This window comes from Bacillus sp. AG4(2022) (assembly GCF_031844465.1).
Taxonomy (GTDB): Bacteria; Bacillota; Bacilli; order Bacillales; family Cytobacillaceae; genus Bacillus_AB; species Bacillus_AB infantis.
In genome coordinates this window covers 349986-374010 of the sequence record NZ_JAUZVH010000001.1, presented here as the reverse complement: position 1 = coordinate 374010, position 24025 = coordinate 349986, and the positions used below count along the sequence as shown (strand labels likewise).

The following is a 24025-nucleotide window of genomic DNA, read 5'->3' as shown; positions in this document are numbered from 1 at the left end:
ACTCTCTTTCAGGTAAATTTATCTGTCCGCCGTTATGTTAACGTTAACATCTTTAAGGGAAGTTGAAAAAGCCACTATATTAATAGATCATATTATGCTATTATCTATTTAATGACGGACAAGTTCGAAATTTCTGTATATTTATGTTAACGCTCACATTATATAAAAAGGGCTATCAGAAAGTCAAACAAATTGAAGCAGGCATCTAATCATTTCGTTTGATTCATCTATAGATTGTTGATAACGCTTTCATTTATGATATGGCGGAAAACAAGGAGTTGAACATTTTGAGGAATGGCAGAGTGTTTTACAAGCTGTTTATCCCATTCTTTTTATTGGGGATAGGTCTAGTGGCAGGCTTCAGCATTTTTATCTATAACTCGACTTACAATTCAGTTGAGGAAAGCTTTCTAAAGGATAAGGAAAGCTACACCAAACAAATTCTGCATAATGTCGAGCAGAAGGTCAGGACCATTGAATATGGCTATACCGCCTACAGCTCTACAGCAAGCTTTAAGGAAGTTTTCACAAGACCGCTTTCAGGCAGGGACTTTGAGGTATACCAGGATATCATCAAAGAAATGAGCTATATAGAGATGATGGGAATTGAGGGCAGCAAATACAGGCTCATCAGCCTGGCGGAAAAATGGGGAATCGTTAATGAATCTTTAAAGAAGCTGACCCCTGAAGAATATAACGCGTATAAGGAACAATACATAAATGAAAATGACCGGAATCTCTTCTGGAAGCCGACGGAAGAAGGCATAGAAATGGTCATGACACTACCATTTTATCAGCGCGAGAAATTTGCCCTGGGAATTGCCAATATCCCGAGAAGGAGCATTGATCAAATTGTCGGGGAACAAGATAATGCGGTTGAAATTTATAACAGCCAGGATAAGCTCTTATATTCCAGTGTGAACAAGGGGAGCAGCCTGACGGAAACAAGCTTTGATGAGGTGAAAGCGGCTGCCGAAGCAGCAGAGGAGAAAGCGGACGTCTTTAAAGCTGACAACGGAAAAACTTATGTTTTCCTTGAGGCAGATTATAACCATTGGCTGTACCTTGTGGAAATCAACGAAAACGAAATCGGAAGCATCATCCACAATACTAGGATGGGGCTGATTCTTGCTTCTGTCATCTTAATCCTTCTTGTCGGCGGAACATCCTACCTTTTGGCAGACTCTTATTCAAGGCCAATCAAAAAAATCCAGGAAAGATTGTCGCAGGGCGGCATCAGCCGTAAGCAAAATGAGCTTTCCTTCCTGGCTGCCTCTGTTGATAGGATCGTCGATCAGAATGAATTGCTCACTGAAAGCTTATCAAAGCAAAAGCCGGAGCTTGAAACGTTATTTGTTCTGAGTCTGTTTAGGAAGCGAATTGCTGAAAAGGATATCCAGCACAGGCTTGAGCAGTTTGACTACCATTTTGGAACAGACAAGGTCTTTTATACCGGACTTATCCAAATTGACCAAATGGACGGCGGGCAGAATGCAGATAAAGATATCTTTCTGCTGGCAATCAATCATATAGTCCGCGAGATCGTCCCGAAGGAGGAAAGGCTGATCCCGATTGTTCTTAATGATGAGATGCAAGCGATGATCTTTGCCTGTGACAATGAACAGGAAGCCGAAAGGCGAATTATGATGTATTACGAGGAAATCCAGGAAAAAGTAAAGGAAACGCTCAATCTGGTTGTGAGCGTTGGGGTCAGCCCTGTGTATCATTCATTGATCGACAGCAAAAAAGCAGTGGATCTGGCAAAAGAATCGCTACATTACCGTGTAAATGTCGGGCCTGAAAGCATCATATTTTACCACGACATTTCCTCAATGCTGAATGATGCTTCGATTTCCAAATTTCCGATTGAATTGCACAATGAATTGATGAGCGCAATCCGCTCAGGCAGGGAGGAAGAGGTTCGGAATCTGACAGGTTTGCTTATCGATGAAATTTTCAGACTGAACAAAAACCCGATCAGTCTGGGTGTCACTCTAATCAGGGTGATTAATGATCTTGTCCAATTAGGACAGCTGCTTGGAGCAGAGTCGAATATATTCGAAAATATTAAGAAGCTCTACCAGACTGCCATGCATGCCTATTATCCGCAAATAATCAAAGACATGCTTTACCAGCAGCTGATTCAGCCGGTCATCATCAGTACGCAGAGCAATACAGAACAGGGCTTCAAAAACATATCCGATAAAATTGTCTATATTATCCAAAGTGAATTTGATCAGGAAATCTCCCTCGACATCATTGCTGACAGGCTTCATTACAACCCGAATTATTTAAGTAATGTGTTTAAGAAGGAATATGGGGAGAATTTTGTGGATTATTTAATGAATTACCGGCTCCAAATGGCGCAGATGTGGCTGAAGGAAACGGACATGACAATTAAAGAGATAGCCGAGAAGCTGCAATACCGCAACTCACAGAATTTTATCCGTTTCTTCAAAAAGAAAGTGGGCAAGACTCCCGGGGACTATCGAAAAGAATACCGCCAATAATGAAACAATGCAAAAGCTTCTTCCCTGTGAAGAAGCTTTTGTTATACAGCTATGCTTACTAAGCTAACCATTTATCACTGTAGAAAAATTCTGGACAAAAGGATATGCAATCCAATCTGTCTGCCTATAGGAATATAAATCCCCCTTTAATACCAACTGATAGACATAAACAGTTTTCCAGTTTAAAAGTATCATTTTTACGCTATTATTTCTTAAATCATCGATATACCAGCCTTTGTAAGCGTAATCACAAAATGATTATATACGGAATTTTCTTGTTTTTAGTATCCTTAAAGCATTAAGTGCCATTAAGCCAGAAGGGAGCACTCTCCCAAAAAGGCTGCCTGGCAGGTAATCAAATATGAATAAAAGCAACCGCAACGCAGTTGGAAAATGGGGATGGGAGGCTCAAAACCTCTCTCCCAATTCAAACTTAAATTGAAAGTGGAGGGATTTTACAAGTGCAGGATAGAAATTGGTCTGTCAGGACAGCCGATTCCATTATGGAAAGAACTCCTTTATTGTTCGAGGACAAGGGCTATAATGGCAAATGGGCATATGATTATGGTGTGGTTCTAAAAGGATTCCATCTCGTATGGAAGAGTACCGGAGACCGGAAGTATTTTCAGTTTATAAAAGAGAATATGGATCACTTCATCAATGAAGACGGCTCCATCAGCCGGTATGAGATGGAAGATTACAATATTGACCATATCAACAACGGGAAGATGCTATTTGTGTTATATCGTGAAACTGGAAATGAGAAGTACAAAAAAGCAGCCGATCTACTCCGCAGGCAGCTGGAAACACATCCGCGCACCTCAGAAGGCGCTTTTTGGCATAAAAAGATCTATCCCTATCAAATATGGCTTGATGGATTATATATGGGTGCCCCTTTTTATGCGGAATACCAGAGGGCATTTATGGATGGAGAAGGGCTTGAAGATATCATCAGCCAATTCAAGATAAGCTTCAGCCATTTATTAGATGAAAAAACCGGACTGCTTTATCACGCGTGGGATGAGAAAAAGGAGCAGCCTTGGGCAGATAAAGAAACGGGTCTATCGGCCAATTTCTGGGGCCGTTCCATGGGCTGGTATCTGCTTGCGCTCACTGATGTACTGGAGGTGATTCCAGAGGTCACTCCAGGCAGGGGCTTTCTTGTCAAAGTGCTTGAAAATACTCTTGAAGCGCTGCTCAACTATCAGGATGAAGAAAGCGGTGTGTGGCATCAGGTTGTCAATAAGCCAAATGAAAAAGGAAACTATCTCGAATCATCCTGCAGCAGCATGATTGTCTGTGCAATTGCCCGGGGAATCCGGCAGGGGGTCCTCCATAGGGAGAAGTGGGAATCGCAGCTGCAAAAATCCCATCAAGGTCTGCTGGATGAATTTGTTCTTTTGACAAAAGAAGGCTGGGTAAATTTGAACAAAAACTGCCAGGTGGCAGGTCTCGGAGGACCAGATAAGAGGGACGGGACATACGCCTATTATATTAGTGAGCCGGTTACCTGCAACGACCAGAAAGGGCTTGGGGCATTTTTGCAGGCGGCGGCTGAGTTTGAATATTTGATGAACAGGAGCGTTGATCATGGCAGTCTATCATATTAGCGAATATTTAAAAGGGAATGCTGGACTTGCAACCGAAGGCATCCAAAAGGCCATTGATGAAGCCTATCGGAATGGCGGCGGCAAGGTGGTGATTCCAGCCGGCGAGTTCCTCACTGGCCCATTATTCCTTAAAGATAATATTGAACTTCACCTGGAGAATGGCGCTCATTTAAAGTTTTCCGACAAGCAGGAGGATTATCCAGTAGTAACATCGCGCTGGGAGGGTGTTAAGCGTAAGGTATACGCATCGTGCCTGTTTGCAGAAGGAGCCAGGAATATTGCTGTAACTGGATTTGGAACGATTGACGGTAATGGAATGGAGTGGTGGGATGTTTTCAGGAACCGCAGGGAGGAGCTGAAATATCCGCGTCCGAAGCTGATCAGCTTTGACCACTGTGAGCATATTACACTGCGTGATGTACGCCTGATCAACTCCCCAAGCTGGACCGTTAATCCAATCTGCTGCCGGGACATAACCGTAGATAATGTTTCAATCCTGAATCCAGCCGACTCTCCAAATACAGATGGAATAGACCCGGAATCGTGCAGAAATGTGAGGATCAGCAATTGCCATATTGATGTCGGTGATGACTGCATTGCCATAAAGTCAGGCACAGAGGATACCGAAGAAAGAGTCGCCTGTGAAAATATCACAATTACCAATTGTACGATGGTCCATGGCCATGGAGCTGTCGTATTCGGCAGTGAAATGAGCGGGGATATCCGCAATGTGACAATCAGCAACTGCGTATTCCAGGATACAGACAGGGGAATCCGCTTTAAATCAAGGCGCGGCCGCGGCGGAGTTGTAGAGGATGTCCGTGTCGACAATATTGTGATGGAGGGGGTCATCTGCCCATTCATTATCAATCTCTACTATTTCTGCGGACCGCGCGGGAAAGATCAATATGTTTGGGACAAAAATCCATATCCCGTTACTGCTGAAACCCCTATGTTCCGCCGCCTCCATTTTGCCAATATTACAGCGAGGAATGTGCAGGCGTCAGCCGGATACATTTACGGCCTGGCAGAACAATATGCAACCGATATTACTTTCAGCCAGATTGATATTTCACTTGCGAAAAATGCCGTACCCGGCAAGCCTGCCATGATGGCCGGGATTGAGGATATGGCGAACCGCGGCTTTTACGTCGGCTTTGCGAAGGATGTCCTGTTCAGCCGGGTGACGATTGAAAATCATGAAGGGCCAGCCTTCCATATAGAACACAGCGAGGATGTTGAAGTCATCTCCTGCAAATCAAGGAACACAAAGGAAGGTGAAGAGCTGGTCAGGGAAGTGGCGGCAAAGTGACAGCTGCAGATAAACGCCGGAAGCTTCTGAGCCTGCTGGGTGACCGCTCTGTTCCAGAAAATCATGAGCACCAGGTGCTGATGATTGAGAAAAGGCAGGGTTATGTACTGGAGACATTGAGGCTGAGCCTGAATGGCCTGGAAACAGTGCCGGCCTATTTTGCAAAGCCTCTTAATGCCTCTGCCCCTTTGCCTGCCGTCATTTACTGCCATTCTCATGGCGGGAATTTTGAGAACGGTAAAGACGAGCTGCTGACAGGCAGCCCTTACCTGGTTGAACACTCTTTTATTGAAGAGATCACGGGGCTGGGATTTGCCGTCTGTGCCATAGATATGTGGGGATTCAATGAAAGAAGAGGAAAGCAGGAAAGCGAATTGGTCAAGGAGATGCTGCTGAAGGGCCAAACATTGTGGGGGATGAGGGTCTTTGACAGCATGTCCCTGATTGATTATCTTCAGGGCCGCCCGGATGTGGATGGAGAACGCCTTGCCGCCATCGGGATGTCGATGGGCGGACTGATGAGCTGGTGGCTCTCTGCACTGGACGAAAGGATCAAAGTTTCAGTTGACATTGCAGCACAGGTGCATATCGAAACACTGATGGAAAAACGCGGACTTGATCATCATGGCTTCTATTATTATGTTCCGGGTCTGCTGAAGCATTTTTCAACTTTAGCAGTCCAGGAGTTGATTTTACCAAGATCGCGCCTTAGCGTAATCGGCAAAGACGACCGCCTGTGTCCAGCGGAAGGAGCTGTATTTTTGAACAGCAGCCTTAAGGATTCTTATGAAAAGCGGCAGGTTCCCGGGAATTGGGAAGGACGGATTTTGACAGGTGGACATCAGGAAACGAAGGAAATGAGAGAATTATGGAAAGCTTTTTTAATAGATCATCTGTGAACATAAAAAAACGATTTCAATAGAATGACATACACTTCGGACTTGGTGCAATCGATCTTTGCCAGCCTGAGTATGAAGGGCTTATAAAGAAAGGGTATCGGAATAAACTATTCCGGCCTTTTTTTTGCCAGTAACATCCGGAGCATACTGTCTGTTTCTCTATTTTACAAATCTTTTAGTACAGCATCCGCCTCTCTGCCCGCTCATAAGCTAGCAAAGATTTCCTGCAAATAGGAATAACGAATGTATGGAAGGGTAATTTAAATAAAAATGACAGCGTTTACATGAGCAGGAGGAGAAAATGATGAGAAAGAAAATCACCCTTGTTGGCGGTTCGGGTACGATTGGCACGGTCTTATATAACGGTCTTAGCTCCAAATACGATATCGTCATTCTTGATAAAAAAAAACCTGAACAGACAGCGGAGTTTATTCAAACAGATGCAGCCGATTATGAGGACCTTGTGGAAAACATTCCAAAGGATACGGATGTGCTTGTTAATCTGCTGACAATCAAGACAGACAATGATCTGGAGAATCTAAAGGAATTCCACATGATGACCAGCATCCATTTTATCGCTTCATTTTATATCCTCCATGCTGCCGATTCTCTCGGAATTCCCAAAGTCGTATTTGCAAGCAGCAATCATGCAGCTGATTATTATGAAAAGGATGGCTATTCTTCTTTGGGCAGAGAGATCACCACTCAGGATTTTCCTATATCCATAGGGTTGTACGGTGTTTTAAAATATGCATCTGAAGGCATCGGGCGAATCATGGCCCGGAACGAAAACAATCGCCTTTCAGTGATCAATTTAAGGATCGGAAGCGTTCTTCCAGATGAAAAGGAAGCCGTAAAGGAAGATGACAGGCTGCATAGAACTCTTTTATCACATGAAGATGCTGTACAGCTGTTTGATCTCGCCATCCAGTCGACTGTTAAAAATGGCACCTATTACGGTGTGTCAGATAATGCGGACAAACCCTGGTCTACAGAAACAGCCTGGAAAGAGCTTGGGTTTGTTTCAAAGAAAAATGCACAGCAGGTATTGAAAGAGAATCGTGAATAAACCCAGGAGGCTGGCCCCGGAAGAGGGCCAGCCTATTAATATGGCACTTGAAATTGAAATGGCCTATGTTTGGCTGGAGGAATCTGAATGTATGAACCAGATTAATATTAAAGCAAAAAAAGCAGCTGAAACTGTAACGGGTTCCCTTACGAGGTGCAAAAAGAGATAAAGCGTCAAAAAAACAATACAATAACAGGTTATTTAAACAGTAAAACGGCAGCCATTACGCTGCCGTTTTCTTTATTTCGTCTAAGGTGCGGTTCGAAGAAATTCATCTGTAAATTCCATAATTAAAGCGTAAATAAAAAGGCTTATTGGTAACAGATTTACAATCAAAGCAAAAATTCTTTTAGCTAATTTTTCTCTGCTAAACATTGAAATAATGCTAAAAGGGATGCCAATCAAGGAAATGAGAAATACGAGTAATCCAAACACTTTTGGTATCGGTGTGTATATGGATATAGGAATAACAATAATTGTAACTATTGCTATTATGAATGAGATTTTGGTGAATATCTTTAGATTTTTCCTTTCCAAATTAATGCACCTCTCATTTTATTTAACAGGGTCTTTGCTAAAATAATCATCTCAAATAGATTATATCTTTTAAAGTGAAAACCTTCTCTGTTAAACCCAATCGTTGTGCCGGAGTACCAACTTCAGATTTAAATCCCGTTGTTTTAAACGGGATGCAAAAGCAAAAATAAGAGAGCAAAATCTTTGCGATTTCACTCTCTAAATGTACTGCTAATTATAATGGTAGCACCCTAGAACGGAACCCGTTACTGTAACAGCTACTTTTTTTGTATTTATACTTCTTATTTCATTGGAAATTTAAGGAAACCCTATGGAAAAGTTCTTAAGCCTTAACAGAACCAACCATTGCTCCTTTAACGAAATATTTCTGCAGGAACGGATAAACGATAAGCATTGGAACTGTTGCAACAGTTATAACAGCCATCTTAACGGTTTGAGCAGGGGGGACAACATCTACTGCAGAAGAGTCTGCCTGCATACCGCTTGATACGATAACAATTTGTCGGAGTAAAACTTGAACTGGCCACTTATTAGAATCAGTCAGATAAAGAATAGCATTTGTATACTGATTCCAATACGCCACCGCGTAGAACAGGGAAATGGTGGCAATCGAGGGAAGCGATAATGGAAGCATGATTTTAAAGAAGATCATTAAGTCGTTGCATCCATCCACTTTTGCTGATTCTTCCAGGCTATCTGGAATGGCTGAAAAAAAGTTTCTCATGATAATAAGATTAAATGCATTAATCGCTATTGGCAAAATTAAAGACCAGTAAGAGTCGATTAAACCCAGGCTCTTTACTACTAGATAGGTAGGAATCATCCCCCCGCTAAATAACATTGTAAACACTACAAGAAAATTAATTGCACTTCTTCCTGTTAAATACCTTCGTGACAATGAATAGGCCATAAAAGCTGTTAAAACCATACTGACAAATGTTCCGACTAATGTTACCAGGATCGATACAGTCATACTTTTAAAAATCGTTGGTGTTGAAAAGATATACTCATAGGCACTCAGTGAAAAAGTAGTAGGGAACAAGATGAAATCTTTAGCCACCATCTCTTCTGTCGTTGCGAACGAGCTGGCAATCACGTTAATAAAGGGAATAAGGCAGGCTAAGGCGATGAGTAATAGGATCGCATGGTTAACAAAGTCAAATATGCGATTCCCAAAAGATTTGTCGTGCATTTGAGAATCCCTCCATAATGAAGTTAATATTTTCTTGAGTTAACTATATCAACCTGAAAAATAGTATGTCCATAATCATTTTCCATCCACCTGGTAATATGGGGGGAAGTACATACATTGAGTTCTTCTATCACTCTTCAAGAATTCTAAAGTAAATACTCATTTACATAAATAGATAATCATTTTATATGATTGATATCAGAAAGCGCTTTCAAATCAGGGCTCTGAGCTTAATCTAACTGAATGATTGTAGACGTTATACCAGTTTTTTTATACCTTTAAATTGTACTCCGAAACACAAAAGCTATAAAAACTTAATAAAAAAATATTTAATGAAGGAGGAATTTCCGATGAGAGAGTCCGCTACTGTTGCAGAGGATCAGCAAAGTATTTTACCGGATCTCAATAAGAAAGCAGTCAAAAAATCCAGGAAGAAGACTTTCGCTGCTATTGTGAGAAATAAGTGGCTGTATTTAATGATGATCCCCGGTATCATATACTTTATTATTTTCAAATACCTTCCAATGGGAGGAATCATTATCGCCTTCCAGGACTATCAGCCATTCTTAGGCATAGCTAATAGTCCATGGGTTGGCTTCAAACACTTTGAACGGTTATTTACGGAACCTACATTCTTTATGCTGCTTGGGAATACACTATTGCTATTTGCATTAAACTTATTCATTTTCTTTCCAATACCAATCGTTTTGGCTCTTATGTTAAATGAGGTGAAAAATAAATATTTAAAAAGCGGGGTTCAAACGATTATTTATATCCCGCACTTTATGAGCTGGGTTATCATAGTTTCCATTTGTTATGTATTTTTAGCGCAGGACGGCGGAGCAATCAATGCATTGATTGCTGGTATGGGCGGAGAGAAAATACCTTTTCTGACTGATGGCACATGGTCAAGGATTATTTATATCCTTCAAATCATATGGAAAGAAATGGGCTGGTCCACCATCATTTACTTAGCAGCTGTAACGGCAGTGGATCCAGGTTTATATGAAGCAGCCAAAATGGATGGTGCGAGCCGGCTCCGTCAAATTTGGCACATTACATTACCTGCTATCCGGCCAATTATTATTATTATGCTGATCCTAAAAATTGGCCAAACTTTGGATTTAGGGTTTGAACATGTTTACCTGCTATTAAATTCAATCAACAGAGAAGCAATGGAAATATTCGATACTTATGTATACACAGCAGGCATGAAGAACGGACAGTTAAGCTTCAGTACCGCTGTAGGATTATTTAAAGGGCTTGTCGGTCTAATTCTCGTTGTTGGAGCGAACCGGTTAGCAAAAAAATTCGGCGAAGAAGGACTGTATTAACATTAAAATATTAATAGGGGAGGTCCCGAGGAGCTTATGAGCAGGATTGGAGAACGCTTCAATAACTTTTGCATCATTCTACTCAAGCTGGTTTATATCCAGATGCTATGGTTTTTATTCACCTTTCTGGGATTAGTAGTATTGGGGATTGGACCTGCTTCTTACGCAATGTTTACCGTACTAAGGCAATGGATTAGAGGAAACAAGGATTTTTCCATTTTTAAGGCATTTTATCACGCATACAGGACAGGTTTTAAAGAAGCTTCAGCAATCGGCCTTCTTTACACAGCAGGAGGATTGATTCTTTACGTTGACTTGCTGTATGTAGAGTCGCAGGTATTAAGAGGTCTGCTGATTGTAATCGGTGTACTTTACTTCATTTCATTAACCTACATCTTTCCTGTTTTAGTTCACTATGATTGGAAGAGTGTCACGCTGAAGCTGAAGTGTTCCCTGCTGTTCGGCATATCATATCTGCAGTATACATTGATGTTATTTGCTGCTCTCGCTGTGATTTATTTTATTCTTTTAATGTTTATTCCGATAACGGTTGTTCTCTTCGGAATTAGTTTAGGGGCATACACCATCATGTGGATGGCAATTCAGGTATTTAAGAGAATAGAATTGCAGGCAGATGCTAATCCCATTGAAGGAGGTGGTGAGGCTAACGCGCCTTCTCTAAGCAAGAAACTTAGCCATTAAATTAACTTTTGCTTTTCCCAATAAATTTTATATTATCTAGGAGGATGTAAACATGGTGAAACCCAAAAAGTTTGGAAAAGTCTTAGCAGCGGGCACGATATTGGCCTCATCACTCATTCTGGGTGCTTGCAGCAAGGAAGATGAGGCAAGCAGTACAAAAGCAGCTGTTGACGCGGACGGAAAAGCTAATATCAGCTGGAGCCCGATCCTTTATGTAGCAACAGCTCCAAACGATGTGATAGAGAAGAAAATTGAAGAAGCTACAAATACCAATCTTACATTTAATTGGATTCCAGATGCGACTAAAGATGAGCGGCTGATTGCATCCATTGCTTCCGGGGAATTGGACGATATCATTTCTTTGCCATCTACTCTTGTAACAAATTCATCAGTCAGACAGGCGTTGAAATCAGGTGTATTTTGGGAAGTGAGCAAATACCTCGATGATTATCCTAATTTAAAGAAAATCTCTGAGGATCGCCGAACAGCAGCTTCTATCGAAGGAAATCTATACGGTGTTCCATTTCAAAAGGATTTCGCCCGCGGCGGTGTGCTAATCCGAAAAGACTGGCTTGATAATCTTGGCATGAAGGTTCCTGAGAACCTGGATGAGTTGTTTGAAGTGGCGAAAGCGTTTACTGAGGATGACCCTGATGGGAATGGCAAAAAGGATACTTTTGGCTGGAGTGACCGGAATGAGCTGAGATACGGCAGCTTTAAAACACTTGCTTCTTACTTTGGTGTACCAAATGGCTGGGCAGTGGACGACAATGGAAAATTTACACCAGAGCATGAAACAGATGAATATATGGAAACGATGAAATATTCAAGAGAACTATACAAAAATGGTTATCTTGATCAAGACTTTGCCGTAACTTCAAAAGATGACCAGCTGCAGAAATTTGCACAAGGCAAAGCAGGTATTTATGCAGGTCTTATAAGTATTACACAGTTAAAAAACCTGGCTGAGGGAATCAATAATAATGTGGCAATCGTTCCCCAGAATAAAATTGCCGGCCCGGACGGTGAATACAGAATCTGGTCCGAAGGTAACGGTGTTAACGGATTGCTGGCGTTCCCTAAATCAGCAGTGAAAACAGAAGAGGAATTAAAAGCAGTTCTCCAATTTGTTAACGATCTAATAAATGAAGACGTTTTCATGCTGATGACGGGCGGTATAAAGGAAACCCACTATACAATTGATGATAAAGATGCCTATACCATTTTGGATAATGAACTGTGGCAAAAAGAGGTTCAAGGCTTCTCAGGCTCCCGACCAAGTGAAATTACTTATAAACTAACTGACGCTGATCCTGATAAGCAATTGGTAAATGAAATGATTTCAGAAAATGACGAATTTGCAGTCATGGACCCGTCTGTTCCACTTGAGTCACCAACTGCCAGTGAGAGGGGTACTGAGCTTCAAAAGCTGATCATTGATGCTACGATAAAATACATCATGGGTGAAATAGATGACAAAGGATTTAAAGCTGAGGTTAAAAGATGGAAAGAATCAGGCGGAGACCAAATGAAGAAAGAATACGAAGAAGCCTATGAAAAATCAAACAAGTGATAACGAGCTTTAATATGCGGTCCTTCCTTTTATCTGAAGGAAGGATTGTTCCTGTTTTTTGTTTAATGCCTTTTCTAAAAATACTTATAGGGTGATACGAATGATTGTTGCACAAGACGGAACAGGTCAATTTTTAACGATTCAAGAAGCTATAGACAGTATTCCGAAAGGTAACAGCAGCCGGATAAATATTTATATAAAAGATGGTGTGTACAAGGAAAAGCTCGATATCAATAAGCCGTCAGTATCCCTGATCGGAACACACCGGGATCTGGTAAAAATCACTTTTAATGATTATGCGAATAAATTGGAAGATGACAGCAAAAAAATGGGTACATTCGGGTCTTATTCCTGCATTGTTACCGGTGATAGGTTTTTGGCTGAAAATATCACTTTCGAAAATAATGCAGGCAAAGGCAGTGAGGTTGGACAGGCGGTGGCCATGTATGTGGATGCTGATCAGACTGAGTTTCACAATTGTGCTTTTTTAGCCAGGCAGGATACTGTGTTTACTGCACCTCTTCCGCCAAAGCCGATTGAAGGCAGTTCGTTCGGCGGGCCGCGTGATGGATTGGAAAAACGGCATTGCCGCAGCTATTTTAAGCACTGCTGCATAGAGGGCGATGTGGATTTCATTTTTGGTTCTGCAACTTCTGTTTTTGAAGATTGCGAAATTCATAGTTTAGATTTAAACCGAACAGATGTAAATGGCTATATCACAGCTGCATCCACCCCTTTTGACCAGGAATATGGCTATGTTTTTATCAATTGCACCTTATTAAGTAAGGCGGCAGCCCGTACGGTCTACTTGGGCAGGCCTTGGCGTGATTATGCCAAAACAGTCTTTATCAATACATGGATGGGTGAGCATATTAAAGCTGAAGGCTGGCATAATTGGGATAAACCCCAAGCGGAGAACACAGCGTTTTATGCTGAGTATAACAGCAGCGGCCCGGGCGGCTGTAAGGACAAACGGGTAAGCTGGGCAAAATTTCTAACAGATGAGCAAGTTAAAGAGTATAAGCTTGAGAACATTTTTGGATCTTTGAAAGGCTGGCCAAAATTGGGTCTGCCTTACAGCACTGCGGGCTAAAGAAGTCTAATTAAAATGATTAAGGACACTTACAAAGCACTAGAAAAGAAATGAATATATTAGGCTGTATCAGCGGGATCAGTTCTTTCGTGTTTTTTCTTATTTTCATAATTAAATCTCAAAATTACTAAGTAAAAGACCAGAACTGAAGCTATCATAAAGAATTTCGCTTTGCAAAGTATTAATTTGGGTATCCAACGGCCTAAAATTTACTTCCTGAAAATTGGCGTTAAATATGCGGAATGGGAGCGTTTAGGAAAGGGAGTGGTAAGATAATGACTTTTAAAGAAAGTGTAACTAAACCATTAAAAATGACTGTAGCCAAAGACGGGAAAGGTGCTTATCAGACCGTTCAAGAAGCGATTGATGCTATACCGGCTGATAATAAAAATAAAGTGGAAATCTTTATTAAGAACGGAGTATATAAGGAACGAATCGTAGTTCCGGCAAATAAACCATTTGTGACGCTAATTGGAGAAAGTGTCGAGAACACAATCCTCACTTATGATAACCATGCAAAAATAATGTCCCCCGATGGCGGTACCATTGGAACACGCAATAGCGCAAGTGTATTCCTTTATGCGAGGGATTTTACAGCCAGAAACCTTACCTTTGAAAACTCATTCAATCCAAAACGCTTGGAAGAAGAGACACAGGCGGTAGCTGTTTATGCCAGCGGTGAGAGAATGGAATTTTACCAGGTGCGGTTTCTGGGAAATCAAGATACACTTTACCTAAAAGAGGGGTCTCAGTATTTTAGCCGGTGTTATATTGAAGGTGATATTGATTTTATTTTTGGAGGGGCAAGAGCAGTTTTCAAAGAATGTGAGATCTTTTCTTTGAATAGAGGGTCTTCTGCAGAAAACGGATATATATCAGCTGCAAGTACCCATATAAATGAGCCATATGGATTCCTGTTTTTAAACAATCGATTTACAAGCTCAGCGGCCAAAGGAACGGTCTATCTTGGAAGGCCCTGGCACCCTGGCGGGGATCCGGAGGCCATAGCAAGCGTCATATTCAAAAATAATTATTTGGGTGCCCACATTCATCCGGATGGCTGGACTGACATGTCAGGCTTCAGTGCCAAAGATGCAAGATTCTATGAATATATGAATGAAGGACCTGGCTCAAATCCCGATAGGCCTCAGCTTACAGATGAAGAAGCTGAAGCAGCCAGCATCGAGACTGTGTTAAAAGGGTGGAATCCGGAATAGAGAAAAGGGTGCAGTCTGAAAATGACTGCCCCCTTTTTAATAGAATGTTTAAACACAAATGCTGTGCATTGAAAAGGAGAATTAGAAAGCTGACCAGAAACCGGTCTTCACTCTGTTGAATTAAATTATTGGCAGAATGTATGCTGAGCGAGCCATACAGCACAAAGCTCAGTCCATTTGCCTGCAGCAGAGTCATCGCTGGCAAGTCCTAGGCCATGCCGTCCATGCGGAAAAACATGTAACTCATATGGCACTTTTAATTTGCTCAATAATGAGACATATAATAGGCTGTTTTCAACAGGAACAGCTGCATCATCAGACGTATGCCATATAAAGGTTGGCGGCGGCAAAGTTTTAGCACCTTCACGTTCGCAGGATAATAAAGCCCTGATCTCCTCATTGGGCTCGTCTCCCAGAAGATTAGTCATCGATCCTTCATGATAATGCTCTAATAATGATATGACCGGATAGCTTAAAATAGCTAAATCCGGATGGCAGTTCTCTAAGTCAATGTTATCCTCTTCTTTTGTTGTACGCAGATGTGACAAAGTCGAGGCGCAGGCTGCTAAATGTCCGCCAGCCGAAAACCCCAGAACTCCTATCTTTTGCTTATCGATATTCCACTTTTCAGAGTGGTGCCTGACAAAGCGTATAGCCCGCTGCACATCTGCTAAAGGAACTGGATGCCTGTAGGGAGCTACTCGGTAATGCAGTACAAATGCTGAAATGCCAAGAGAGTTTAGCCATTTTGCAACCGGTTCTCCCTCATGATCAGCTCTATGGTGATACCCCCCTCCAGGACATACAATCACTGAACTTCTGCCTGTATTATTACTTGCAGGATAGAAAGCAAGAACAGGCTTGCGATCCTCATCTCCAGACTCCAGAAAAGGAATCTTTCCTGTCCACAATGAATAAATCAAAAGGTATTCCTCCTAAATTAATCGTTTGTAAAAGAACAGTTACATACACTTGCCGCAATTAAATTATATAGTAATTATAAATGTAGAAGAATAATCATTATTTAGTATAGTGGTTTTTATTCTGCTTTTTCCTTTTATTGTGGTGAATGCTCCTATTTATAAGCTCCATTCTAAGACGCATAGATATAAGACTGTCATTTAGGCAGTAAGGTGTAATTGAAGCCCAGGGTAATGGGATACTTGAAATTTCTAATAATACAGTAAAGGTTTGTGTTAAAATGTGAAAAAACGAGGTGGATAAAATTGGATATCGACCAGTTTACTTTGACTATAGAAGAATTATTCGGCAAAGAGCTTTTAGAAACGTTTGAAGACGATTATGGCTTCACGAACAGCACAGATAAGGAAATCAGAACCGTTGGCTATGCTACGAATCTATCATTGGAAACCATCGAACATGCCGTCCGGAGTCAGGTTGATTTAATTATCACCCATCATGACGCCTGGGATTTCATTTACGGGCTTAATGAAGAATGCAGGAACAAATTGCAAAAGCATGAGATCAGCCACTTCTGGATTCATGGTCCCCTGGATTATATCCGTTTTGGGACATGTACCTCATTAATGGAGAAAATCGGCATTGACGAGATCATCCAATATTCTATTTTTGATAATGGCGGCATTCCGGGCATCGGTGAATTCAAGGAGCCTTTAGGTTTTGAGGAATTGGCATTTAAGCTCAGCCGCCTATTGAATGAACCGGTGAGACGCTGGAGAAATAACGGCAAAGAAGTCAAGAGGGTGGGGATCATGACAGGAGCCGGCCATTCTACCGATTACCTGAAGCTTGCTCTTGATGACGGGTGCGATACTTATATTACTGGCGAAGCTTCTTTATATACCATTCAATACGCACAATTTTCCGGAATGAATCTCCTTGTAGGCAGCCATACCTTCACAGAAATTTTTGGGGTAAAGACTCTTGCAGGGAAAGTGAAGCAGAGGCATCCGGAAATCAAAGTTATGAAGCTGGAAGAATCACATTTTGAGCTCAATCCTATAAGATGAAAGATCTTCTGAGCATCTAAAAAGAAAATTTTCTTTAAGGGTGATAGACTAAAATACATAGAGTTTTCAAAAAACTCTATCAATACATAAATAAAGGAGCTAATGATCATGGAATACCGGCGTCTTGGAAATACCGGCCTAAAGGTCAGCGAGATCAGCCTCGGCAGCTGGCTCACCTATGGAGGGTATGTGGAGGAGCAGAAGGCATCCTCTTCCATAGATAAAGCATATGAGCTAGGCATCAATTTTTTTGATACGGCGAATGTGTATATGCGCGGAGAGGCAGAAAAGGTCGTTGGTAAGGCACTTGCCAAATATGACAGAAGCTCCTATGTGCTTGCAACGAAGGTTTTCGGCAAGATGGGGGACGGGCCCAATGATTCAGGGCTTTCGCGCAAACATATCATGGAGCAGGCGGATGCAAGCCTGAAGCGGCTCGGGCTTGATTATATCGACATCTACTATTGCCACCGCTTCCATCCGGAAACCCCTCTTGAAGAAACTCTGCGCGCTCTTGATGATCTGATCAGGCAGGGCAAGATATTGTATGCAGGTGTGAGCGAATGGACGGCAGAGCAGATGACAGAAGCCGTACACCTGGCAGATAAGAAGCTGTGGGACCGGATCGTCGTGAACCAGCCGAATTACAGCATGCTGCATCGGAACATTGAAAAAGAAATCATACCTGTCAGCGAAAAGCATGGAATCGGCCAGGTCGTGTTCTCGCCGCTTGCCCAAGGCGTGCTGACAGGCAAATATAAAAAAGGGGAAGCACCTCCGGAGGGAAGCCGTGCCTCTCAAAAGGACCTGGGCACTCTTTACGGTGTCCTGAACGATCGTAATCTTGAAAAAGCAGAGAGCCTGGAAAAGATTGCGCAGCAAGAGGATCTTACCTTATCCCAGCTCGCCCTTGCCTGGATCCTCAGACAGCCAAACGTAGCAAGCGCCCTTGTCGGGGCAAGCCGCCCTGAGCAGCTTGAGGAAAATGTAAAGGCATCAGGCGTAAAGCTGAAAGAAGACAGCCTCCAGCAGATTGAAGAAATTCTTACTGCAGAATAAGGCAATTATTATAGCTGTTGTTCTGCTATTTAAATTTATGGGGGTTCCGGGGATAAATCTTACCGGGACTCTTTATTTTTTTGGCTGTGTGAGTGTACCTTGTTGATTTTGGGCTACAACAATGTTTAACAAAGCCATTTTTAAAAAAGTGCTTTTGCTTTCCAGGCAACAAACTAAACAAACAATTTAAATGACTGTTTACCAGTACAAAGTATCTTTTTAATTAAGGAAAGGAGCTGGGCAGAATAAAAGAATGTTAACGTTAACAAAAGTCGTTTACAGAACTTTCTAAATTTGTTAGACTGAATTTATAGAAAATTGTTAACGTTAACAAATAACGGAGGGTGATTCATATGGAAAAGTTTATGGGCGAGAATTTTCTCCTGAAAAATGAAACGGCTGCATTTTTATATCATGAGCAAGCAAAGGATTTGCCGATCATCGATTACCATTGCCACATCAGCCCAAAGGAAATTTATGAAAATAAAAAGTTCAAGAATATTACAGAAGCCTGGCTGTATGGGGACCATTACAAATGGAGGGTAATGCGGGCCAATGGGATTGATGAAAAGTATATAACCGGTGATGCAGACGATTATGATAAGTTTCTTGCCTGGGCGAGGACAGTGCCGATGACAATAGGAAATCCGCTGTACAATTGGACTCACCTGGAGCTTCAGCGCTTTTTTGGCATCTATGACATCTTAAATGAAAAGTCTGCACCAGACATTTGGCATAAGGTCAATAAGCAGCTCGCAACAGATGATTTCAGAGTACGGGAGATCATCAGGAAATCAAATGTCCGGGTCATCTGCACGACCGACGATCCGGCCGATTCGCTTGAATATCACAAGCTTCTTTCAAAGGAGGAGGACTTTCCGGTACTGGTCGTACCAGGATTCAGGCCTGATAAAGGTCTGGAAATCAACCGCCATGGCTACAAAGAATGGATAGAACGGCTTGAGGCAGCGAGCGGGATTACGGTTGACAGCTATGCAAGCCTTCTTGAAGCATTGGATTCAAGAGTCCATTTCTTCCACTCCCTCGGCGGCCGGGTTTCCGACCATGCGCTTGATCAGGTTGTATATGAAGAAGCAGCATTTGAAGAGGTTTCACAAATTTTTGCTAAAAAGCTTTCAGGTGGCACTGTATCCGAGAAAGAGGAAAAGCAGTATAAAACCTATACGCTTATTCATCTGGGCAAGCTTTATGCCAGCCTGGGATGGGCTATGCAATACCATATGAATGCCCACCGCAATAATAATACGAAGATGTTCCAGACCCTTGGCCCTGATACTGGCTACGACTCTATTAATGATGACAAGATTGCAAAGCCGCTCGTCAGTCTGCTTGATTCTTTAGATCAGGCAGGAGGGCTGCCAAAAACGATCCTGTATTCACTGAATCCGGGTGACAACCATATTCTTGCCAGCATCATCAACAGCTTCCAGGACGGCAGCATACCTGGGAAAATCCAATTCGGGACTGCCTGGTGGTTCAATGATACGAGGGATGGGATGCTCGATCAGATGAAAGCCTTGGCAAATATGGGGCTCTTCAGCAGGTTCATCGGGATGCTTACCGATTCAAGAAGCTTCCTGTCTTATACCAGGCATGAATATTTCCGCAGGATTGTCTGCAGCCTGATCGGTGAATGGGTCGAAAATGGGGAAGTTCCGAATGATAAGGAACTGCTCAGCCGGATTATCAAAGGGATTTCCTATTATAATGCAGAGGAATATTTTCAATTCCAGGAAGCTGGAAAACAGCATGCAGCTGCTGTTAAATAATCCGTGATCACGTCCAGGCTTGGAGCCGGAGGGCAGGGAAGGTTATAATAAAAGGATGAATAGCATTGATTGGTTAAAAGGAAGGTTTATATATGGTAACTATTAAAGATATTGCAAGAATGGCCAATGTGTCGCATACAACTGTATCGCGGGCATTGAACAACAGTCCTCTGATCAAAGAGCCGACAAAACGGAAAATCCTTGAAATTGCCTCCCAGCTGAACTATTCGCCGAATGTGAATGCCAAGAGCCTGGTTATGCAGAAATCACATACAATCGGCTTGTTCCTGACAAGCATCGCAAATGGAACATCTGCAAGCTTCCTTGCGGATACAATCAAGGGAGTCAACGGAGCCATTTCTCAGGATTATAATCTGTTCATACGCGGAATCGATGATTATCAGGATTTCTCCAGCATCAACAGGCAGCGTTTTGACGGAATCATCCTTATGAGCCAAAGCGTCCGGGATAACCCCTTTATCTACCATGTCCTGCAAAAGGAGATTCCTCTAATCGTCCTGAACAGGGAGATAGAAGAAGAAAGTGTATACAATATATGCTCAAACGATGCTGAAGGCTCGAAACAGGCAGTGGAATTTCTGATCAATAACGGCCATAGGGATATTGCGATCATTGAGGGAACTTCAAGCTTTAAATCATCTCAGATGCGCAAGGACGGTTATATGAAGGCATTGATTGAGAAGGGCATTCCTGTCAAAAGCAGTTATGCAGTGAAAGGCAATTATGATATGGAAAGCGGCTTTCTGGCCATGGAGCAGCTTTTATCCCTTAAGAACCCGCCGACTGCCGTTTTCTGCTCTAATGATGATATGGCGATTGGTGCCATGAACTGTGCATTTGAAAAAGGTCTGAAAGTGCCTGATGATCTATCTGTTATCGGCTTTGATGATATCGGTTATTCACAATACACGACTCCACCGCTATCCACCGTGAAGAGGCCTGTAGAGCAAATCAGCCTGCTGGGTGCGAAAAAAATGCTCTCTCTTGTTCAAGGAGGGCTTGAGGCGGAAAAAATATTTGTTAACACTGAGCTCATCATTAGAAGCTCTGTGAAAAGGATTAGCTAGCACAGCCCGAAGCCAGCGGGCTCCTGGTAAAAATGTTAACGTGTGCAGGATTGAATATAAGGGAGGAAGGATATGGAGCGCCTGAGCAGTAAAACACATGCCAAAAGGATATTCCCTGAAAGAATCCTTCAATTTGGCGAAGGGAACTTTTTAAGGGGTTTCGCAGACTGGCAGATTCAAATTTTAAATGAGAAAAAAGGGTTCAATGGAAGTGCGGTTGTCGTACAGCCCCGAGGGTCCAGTAAAATTGAACGGCTTAACCGGCAGGATGGGCTGTACACCCTTTATCTTGAAGGGCTGAAGGAAGGGGTCCCTGTAAAGGAACATATGGTGATCGATTCAATCAGCAGGGGAATCAATCTTCAAACAGATTATGAGGAATTTATCAGGCTTGCCGGACAGAAGGAGCTCAGATTCATCATCAGCAATGCAACCGAGGCTGGAATGGTCTTTGATCCCGATGACAGGCTGGAGGACCGTCCGCAGAAGGGGTTTACCGGAAAGCTGGCAGGTTTTTTATACCATCGCTACCTGGCCTTTAAGGGCGATGAAAAATATGGTTGCATCATCCTTCCGTGTGAATTGGTTGAAGAAAATGGCGGAAAATTGAAGGGAATTATTCTCCAATACGCAGATTCATGGAATCTTAGCGAGGATTTCAAAAGCTGGATTGATCATGCCAATGTGTTCTGCTCAACACTGGTGGACCGGATTGTCCCGGGTTTCCCGAAGGATAGCCTGGAGGAGAAAACAGAAGAGCTTGGTTATGAAGACGAACTCCTTGTAACAGGGGAGCATTATCATCTCTGGGCTATAGAGGGGCCGTCCTGGCTAAAAGATGAGCTGCCTGCTGAAGGGACTGGACTGAATCTTGTCATCACTGATGACATCACTCCTTTTCGTACAAGGAAAGTAAGGATATTAAACGGTGCTCATACGGCAATGACGCCCCTGGCACTCCTTTCCGGGCTTGAAACAGTTGAAGAATCTGTGAAACATCCTGAGGTGGGTCTTTTTATAAAAAAGCTGATCGAAGAGGAAATCCTTCCGGCACTTGATGGGGACAGAAAAGAGCTGGAGCAGTATGCAGAAGAGGTAATGAACCGTTTTGCCAACCCTTATATCAAGCATTACCTAAAGAGCATTTCCTTGAACTCAGTGTCGAAATTTTCTGCCAGAAACCTGCCGGCCCTGCTTGATTATATAAAAGAAGAAGGAAAACTGCCGGCAAAAATCGTCTTTTCCTTATGTTGCCTATTGTATTTATACAAGAAAATGGATGTGGAAGACAGCAGTACGGTACTCGAAATCCTTCAATCGGAATGGCGAAGCTTTGAGAAAAAGCAGATTGGGATAGAGCAGCTGTCGGCTAACTTTCTGAAAGAACAAAAGCTTTGGGGCAGGGATCTCACCGGGATTGCAGGCCTTAAGGAAGCAGTGGCTGGATATCTCAGGGAAATAGAAGAAACAGGCATTGAGAAAGCGCTTCAGCGCGTAATCGACAAGCCTGTCCTGGCTAGGGGGGAACTAGAATGAGAGATTTTCTTAAAATCAATCCGGCAGACAATATTATTCTCGCACTAAAAGACCTGAAAGCTGGCGCTGAATTAACAGTGGATGGCCAATCCATCATTTTGCGCGAGGATATCCGCCGCGGGCACAAAATTGCAGCAGCCGGGATTAATGAGAATGAAAATATCGTAAAGTACGGCTATCCAATCGGGCATGCAACAGCAGCGATCGGCCAGGGAGAGCTGGTCCATACCCATAATACGAAAACGAATCTTTCCGGCCAGGAAGAATACAGCTACTCCCCTGCTTTTGCAGACAGTCCTTTCCGCAATGAACAAAGAACCTTTAAGGGCTATCGGCGCAGGAACGGCAAAGCCGGAATCCGCAATGAATTATGGATTGTCCCGACGGTCGGCTGTGTGAATGGAATTGCTGAAAAAATCATCAGCCGCTTTGAAAAGCATGCCGGCGGCCAAAATCCATTTGATCAAGCCCTGGTTCTTAAGCACAGCTATGGCTGCTCCCAGCTGGGGGATGATCATGAAAATACGAAGCAAATCCTTCTTGATGCAGTCCATCACCCCAATGCAGGCGGCGTGCTTGTTTTAGGGCTTGGCTGTGAGAACAATGAGATGGAGGAGTTCAGGAAGTCTCTGGGAACAGTGGATGAAAGCCGGGTTAAATTTCTCGTATCCCAGGAAGTATCTGATGAGATTGAAGCTGGATTTCAGCTCGTGAAAGAAATCTATGAAGCAGCCAAGGATGATAAAAGGGAGGATATTCCGCTCTCTGAATTGAACATCGGCCTGAAGTGCGGAGGATCTGACGGGTTCTCGGGCATAACCGCCAACCCTTTGCTCGGCCGCTTATCTGATTATCTGATCGCCCAGGGCGGGACGACCGTATTGACTGAAGTGCCGGAAATGTTCGGTGCAGAAACCATCCTTATGGAAAGGGCGGAAAACGAAGAGGTTTTTGAAAAGGTTGTCAGCCTGATCAATGATTTTAAAGGCTATTTCCTTGAACATAAACAGCCGGTTTATGAGAATCCATCACCAGGCAATAAAGCGGGAGGCATCACCACTCTTGAGGATAAGTCTCTTGGCTGCACCCAGAAAGCCGGAACCTCCAAGGTGGTTGATGTCCTGCCATACGGCGGTACTCTCCGTAAAAAAGGGCTGAACCTTCTCAGCGCGCCAGGGAATGATCTGATTGCTTCCACTGCACTGGCCGCAGCAGGCTGCCATATTGTCCTGTTCACCACAGGCAGGGGAACCCCGTTCGGAACCTTTGTGCCGACGATGAAAATCTCGACCAATACCCAGCTTTATGAAACAAAGCCCCATTGGATCGATTTCAATGCAGGTACACTCCTTGAAGAAGAAATTTCCGCTGATGAAGTACTGCAGCAGTTCACGGACTATATCATCAGTGTGGCAAGCGGGGAATTGGTCAATAACGAGAAAAACGATTTCAGGGAAATTTCAATTTTTAAGAGCGGAGTCACTTTATAGGCGGGAAATGCAAAACAATTTCT

The 24025-nt window shown here is 42.8% G+C and carries 19 protein-coding genes; 16 read left to right on the top strand and 3 right to left on the bottom strand.

The window, feature by feature from the left end:
• The first annotated feature begins 287 nt into the window (after positions 1 to 287).
• From Q9R36_RS01840 to Q9R36_RS01820, 5 genes are all read left to right on the top strand, one after another.
• A complete protein-coding gene (locus Q9R36_RS01840; protein ID WP_224951780.1) occupies positions 288 to 2510 on the top strand; it encodes a helix-turn-helix transcriptional regulator in 2223 nt (740 codons plus the stop codon).
• Positions 2511 to 2971: 461 nt separating this feature from the next.
• Positions 2972 to 4120: a glycoside hydrolase family 88/105 protein gene (locus Q9R36_RS01835; protein WP_022543765.1), complete on the top strand. Its 1149-nt coding sequence runs from the start codon at positions 2972 to 2974 to the stop codon at positions 4118 to 4120.
• Complete coding sequence (locus tag Q9R36_RS01830; RefSeq protein WP_311224453.1) at positions 4101 to 5432, top strand: glycoside hydrolase family 28 protein; 1332 nt, start codon at positions 4101 to 4103, stop codon at positions 5430 to 5432. Before Q9R36_RS01835 ends, Q9R36_RS01830 begins: the two co-directional genes overlap by 20 nt.
• Positions 5429 to 6331, top strand: coding sequence for a dienelactone hydrolase family protein (locus tag Q9R36_RS01825; protein ID WP_311224452.1), 903 nt, complete (start codon positions 5429 to 5431; stop codon positions 6329 to 6331). The genes Q9R36_RS01830 and Q9R36_RS01825 overlap by 4 nt, the downstream gene beginning before the upstream one ends.
• A gap of 301 nt (positions 6332 to 6632) precedes the next feature.
• Positions 6633 to 7400: an NAD-dependent epimerase/dehydratase family protein gene (locus Q9R36_RS01820; protein ID WP_311224451.1), complete on the top strand. Its 768-nt coding sequence runs from the start codon at positions 6633 to 6635 to the stop codon at positions 7398 to 7400.
• Between the two features lie 249 nt (positions 7401 to 7649).
• Here Q9R36_RS01820 and Q9R36_RS26090 read toward each other — a convergent pair whose 3' ends face one another.
• Both Q9R36_RS26090 and Q9R36_RS01815 read right to left on the bottom strand, forming a co-directional pair.
• A complete protein-coding gene (locus tag Q9R36_RS26090) occupies positions 7650 to 7937 on the bottom strand; it encodes a hypothetical protein (protein ID WP_022543767.1) in 288 nt (95 codons plus the stop codon).
• 322 nt (positions 7938 to 8259) lie between these two features.
• Complete coding sequence (locus Q9R36_RS01815; RefSeq protein WP_009791026.1) at positions 8260 to 9129, bottom strand: carbohydrate ABC transporter permease; 870 nt, start codon at positions 9127 to 9129, stop codon at positions 8260 to 8262.
• A 350-nt stretch (positions 9130 to 9479) separates the two neighbouring features.
• Here Q9R36_RS01815 and Q9R36_RS01810 point away from each other — a divergent pair, with 350 nt between their 5' ends.
• The 5 genes from Q9R36_RS01810 to Q9R36_RS01790 all read left to right on the top strand — a co-directional run bounded on the left by Q9R36_RS01810 (position 9480) and on the right by Q9R36_RS01790 (position 15048).
• Entirely contained in the window at positions 9480 to 10463 is a 984-nt protein-coding gene (locus tag Q9R36_RS01810) for an ABC transporter permease (RefSeq protein WP_022543768.1), read from the top strand.
• A 36-nt stretch (positions 10464 to 10499) separates the two neighbouring features.
• Complete coding sequence (locus Q9R36_RS01805) at positions 10500 to 11165, top strand: YesL family protein (protein WP_224951787.1); 666 nt, start codon at positions 10500 to 10502, stop codon at positions 11163 to 11165.
• Between the two features lie 52 nt (positions 11166 to 11217).
• A complete protein-coding gene (locus Q9R36_RS01800; protein WP_009791029.1) occupies positions 11218 to 12738 on the top strand; it encodes an extracellular solute-binding protein in 1521 nt (506 codons plus the stop codon).
• A gap of 100 nt (positions 12739 to 12838) precedes the next feature.
• Positions 12839 to 13831, top strand: coding sequence for a pectinesterase family protein (locus tag Q9R36_RS01795; protein WP_311224450.1), 993 nt, complete (start codon positions 12839 to 12841; stop codon positions 13829 to 13831).
• Positions 13832 to 14106: 275 nt separating this feature from the next.
• Positions 14107 to 15048 carry a pectinesterase family protein gene (locus Q9R36_RS01790; protein ID WP_311224449.1) on the top strand — a complete coding sequence of 314 codons (942 nt, stop codon included), beginning with the start codon at positions 14107 to 14109 and terminating at the stop codon, positions 15046 to 15048.
• Positions 15049 to 15173: 125 nt separating this feature from the next.
• Here Q9R36_RS01790 and Q9R36_RS01785 read toward each other — a convergent pair whose 3' ends face one another.
• Positions 15174 to 15971, bottom strand: a complete 798-nt coding sequence (locus Q9R36_RS01785) for an alpha/beta hydrolase (RefSeq protein WP_311224448.1) — start codon at positions 15969 to 15971, stop codon at positions 15174 to 15176.
• Positions 15972 to 16274: 303 nt separating this feature from the next.
• Between Q9R36_RS01785 and Q9R36_RS01780 the strand changes: the two genes are divergently transcribed.
• The 6 genes from Q9R36_RS01780 (at position 16275) to Q9R36_RS01755 (ending at position 24002) form a co-directional block, all read left to right on the top strand.
• Positions 16275 to 17039, top strand: a complete 765-nt coding sequence (locus tag Q9R36_RS01780) for a Nif3-like dinuclear metal center hexameric protein (RefSeq protein WP_311224447.1) — start codon at positions 16275 to 16277, stop codon at positions 17037 to 17039.
• A 108-nt stretch (positions 17040 to 17147) separates the two neighbouring features.
• On the top strand, positions 17148 to 18098 hold the full coding sequence (locus tag Q9R36_RS01775; RefSeq protein WP_224896657.1) for an aldo/keto reductase family protein: 951 nt from the start codon (positions 17148 to 17150) through the stop codon (positions 18096 to 18098).
• Between the two features lie 353 nt (positions 18099 to 18451).
• Positions 18452 to 19888, top strand: a complete 1437-nt coding sequence (uxaC, locus tag Q9R36_RS01770) for a glucuronate isomerase (RefSeq protein WP_311224446.1) — start codon at positions 18452 to 18454, stop codon at positions 19886 to 19888.
• A gap of 92 nt (positions 19889 to 19980) precedes the next feature.
• Complete coding sequence (locus Q9R36_RS01765) at positions 19981 to 20976, top strand: LacI family DNA-binding transcriptional regulator (protein ID WP_311224445.1); 996 nt, start codon at positions 19981 to 19983, stop codon at positions 20974 to 20976.
• A gap of 72 nt (positions 20977 to 21048) precedes the next feature.
• Entirely contained in the window at positions 21049 to 22512 is a 1464-nt protein-coding gene (locus Q9R36_RS01760; protein ID WP_311224444.1) for a tagaturonate reductase, read from the top strand.
• The gene (locus Q9R36_RS01755) at positions 22509 to 24002 is read left to right on the top strand and encodes a UxaA family hydrolase (RefSeq protein WP_311224443.1); all 1494 of its coding nucleotides are present in this window, start codon (positions 22509 to 22511) and stop codon (positions 24000 to 24002) included. Before Q9R36_RS01760 ends, Q9R36_RS01755 begins: the two co-directional genes overlap by 4 nt.
• Positions 24003 to 24025: the final 23 nt, after the last annotated feature.

Bases quoted from the DNA above. Each gene is read 5' to 3' on its own strand.
- Q9R36_RS01830 (WP_311224453.1), top strand. From the start codon at position 4,101: ATGGCAGTCTATCATATTAGCGAATATTTAAAAGGGAATGCTGGACTT.
- Q9R36_RS01820 (WP_311224451.1), top strand. From the start codon at position 6,633: ATGATGAGAAAGAAAATCACCCTTGTTGGCGGTTCGGGTACGATTGGC.
- Q9R36_RS01815 (WP_009791026.1), bottom strand. From the start codon at position 9,129: ATGCACGACAAATCTTTTGGGAATCGCATATTTGACTTTGTTAACCAT.
- Q9R36_RS01810 (WP_022543768.1), top strand. From the start codon at position 9,480: ATGAGAGAGTCCGCTACTGTTGCAGAGGATCAGCAAAGTATTTTACCG.
- Q9R36_RS01805 (WP_224951787.1), top strand. From the start codon at position 10,500: ATGAGCAGGATTGGAGAACGCTTCAATAACTTTTGCATCATTCTACTC.
- Q9R36_RS01800 (WP_009791029.1), top strand. From the start codon at position 11,218: ATGGTGAAACCCAAAAAGTTTGGAAAAGTCTTAGCAGCGGGCACGATA.
- Q9R36_RS01795 (WP_311224450.1), top strand. From the start codon at position 12,839: ATGATTGTTGCACAAGACGGAACAGGTCAATTTTTAACGATTCAAGAA.
- Q9R36_RS01790 (WP_311224449.1), top strand. From the start codon at position 14,107: ATGACTTTTAAAGAAAGTGTAACTAAACCATTAAAAATGACTGTAGCC.
- Q9R36_RS01775 (WP_224896657.1), top strand. From the start codon at position 17,148: ATGGAATACCGGCGTCTTGGAAATACCGGCCTAAAGGTCAGCGAGATC.
- uxaC (WP_311224446.1), top strand. From the start codon at position 18,452: ATGGAAAAGTTTATGGGCGAGAATTTTCTCCTGAAAAATGAAACGGCT.
- Q9R36_RS01765 (WP_311224445.1), top strand. From the start codon at position 19,981: ATGGTAACTATTAAAGATATTGCAAGAATGGCCAATGTGTCGCATACA.
- Q9R36_RS01760 (WP_311224444.1), top strand. From the start codon at position 21,049: ATGGAGCGCCTGAGCAGTAAAACACATGCCAAAAGGATATTCCCTGAA.
- Q9R36_RS01755 (WP_311224443.1), top strand. From the start codon at position 22,509: ATGAGAGATTTTCTTAAAATCAATCCGGCAGACAATATTATTCTCGCA.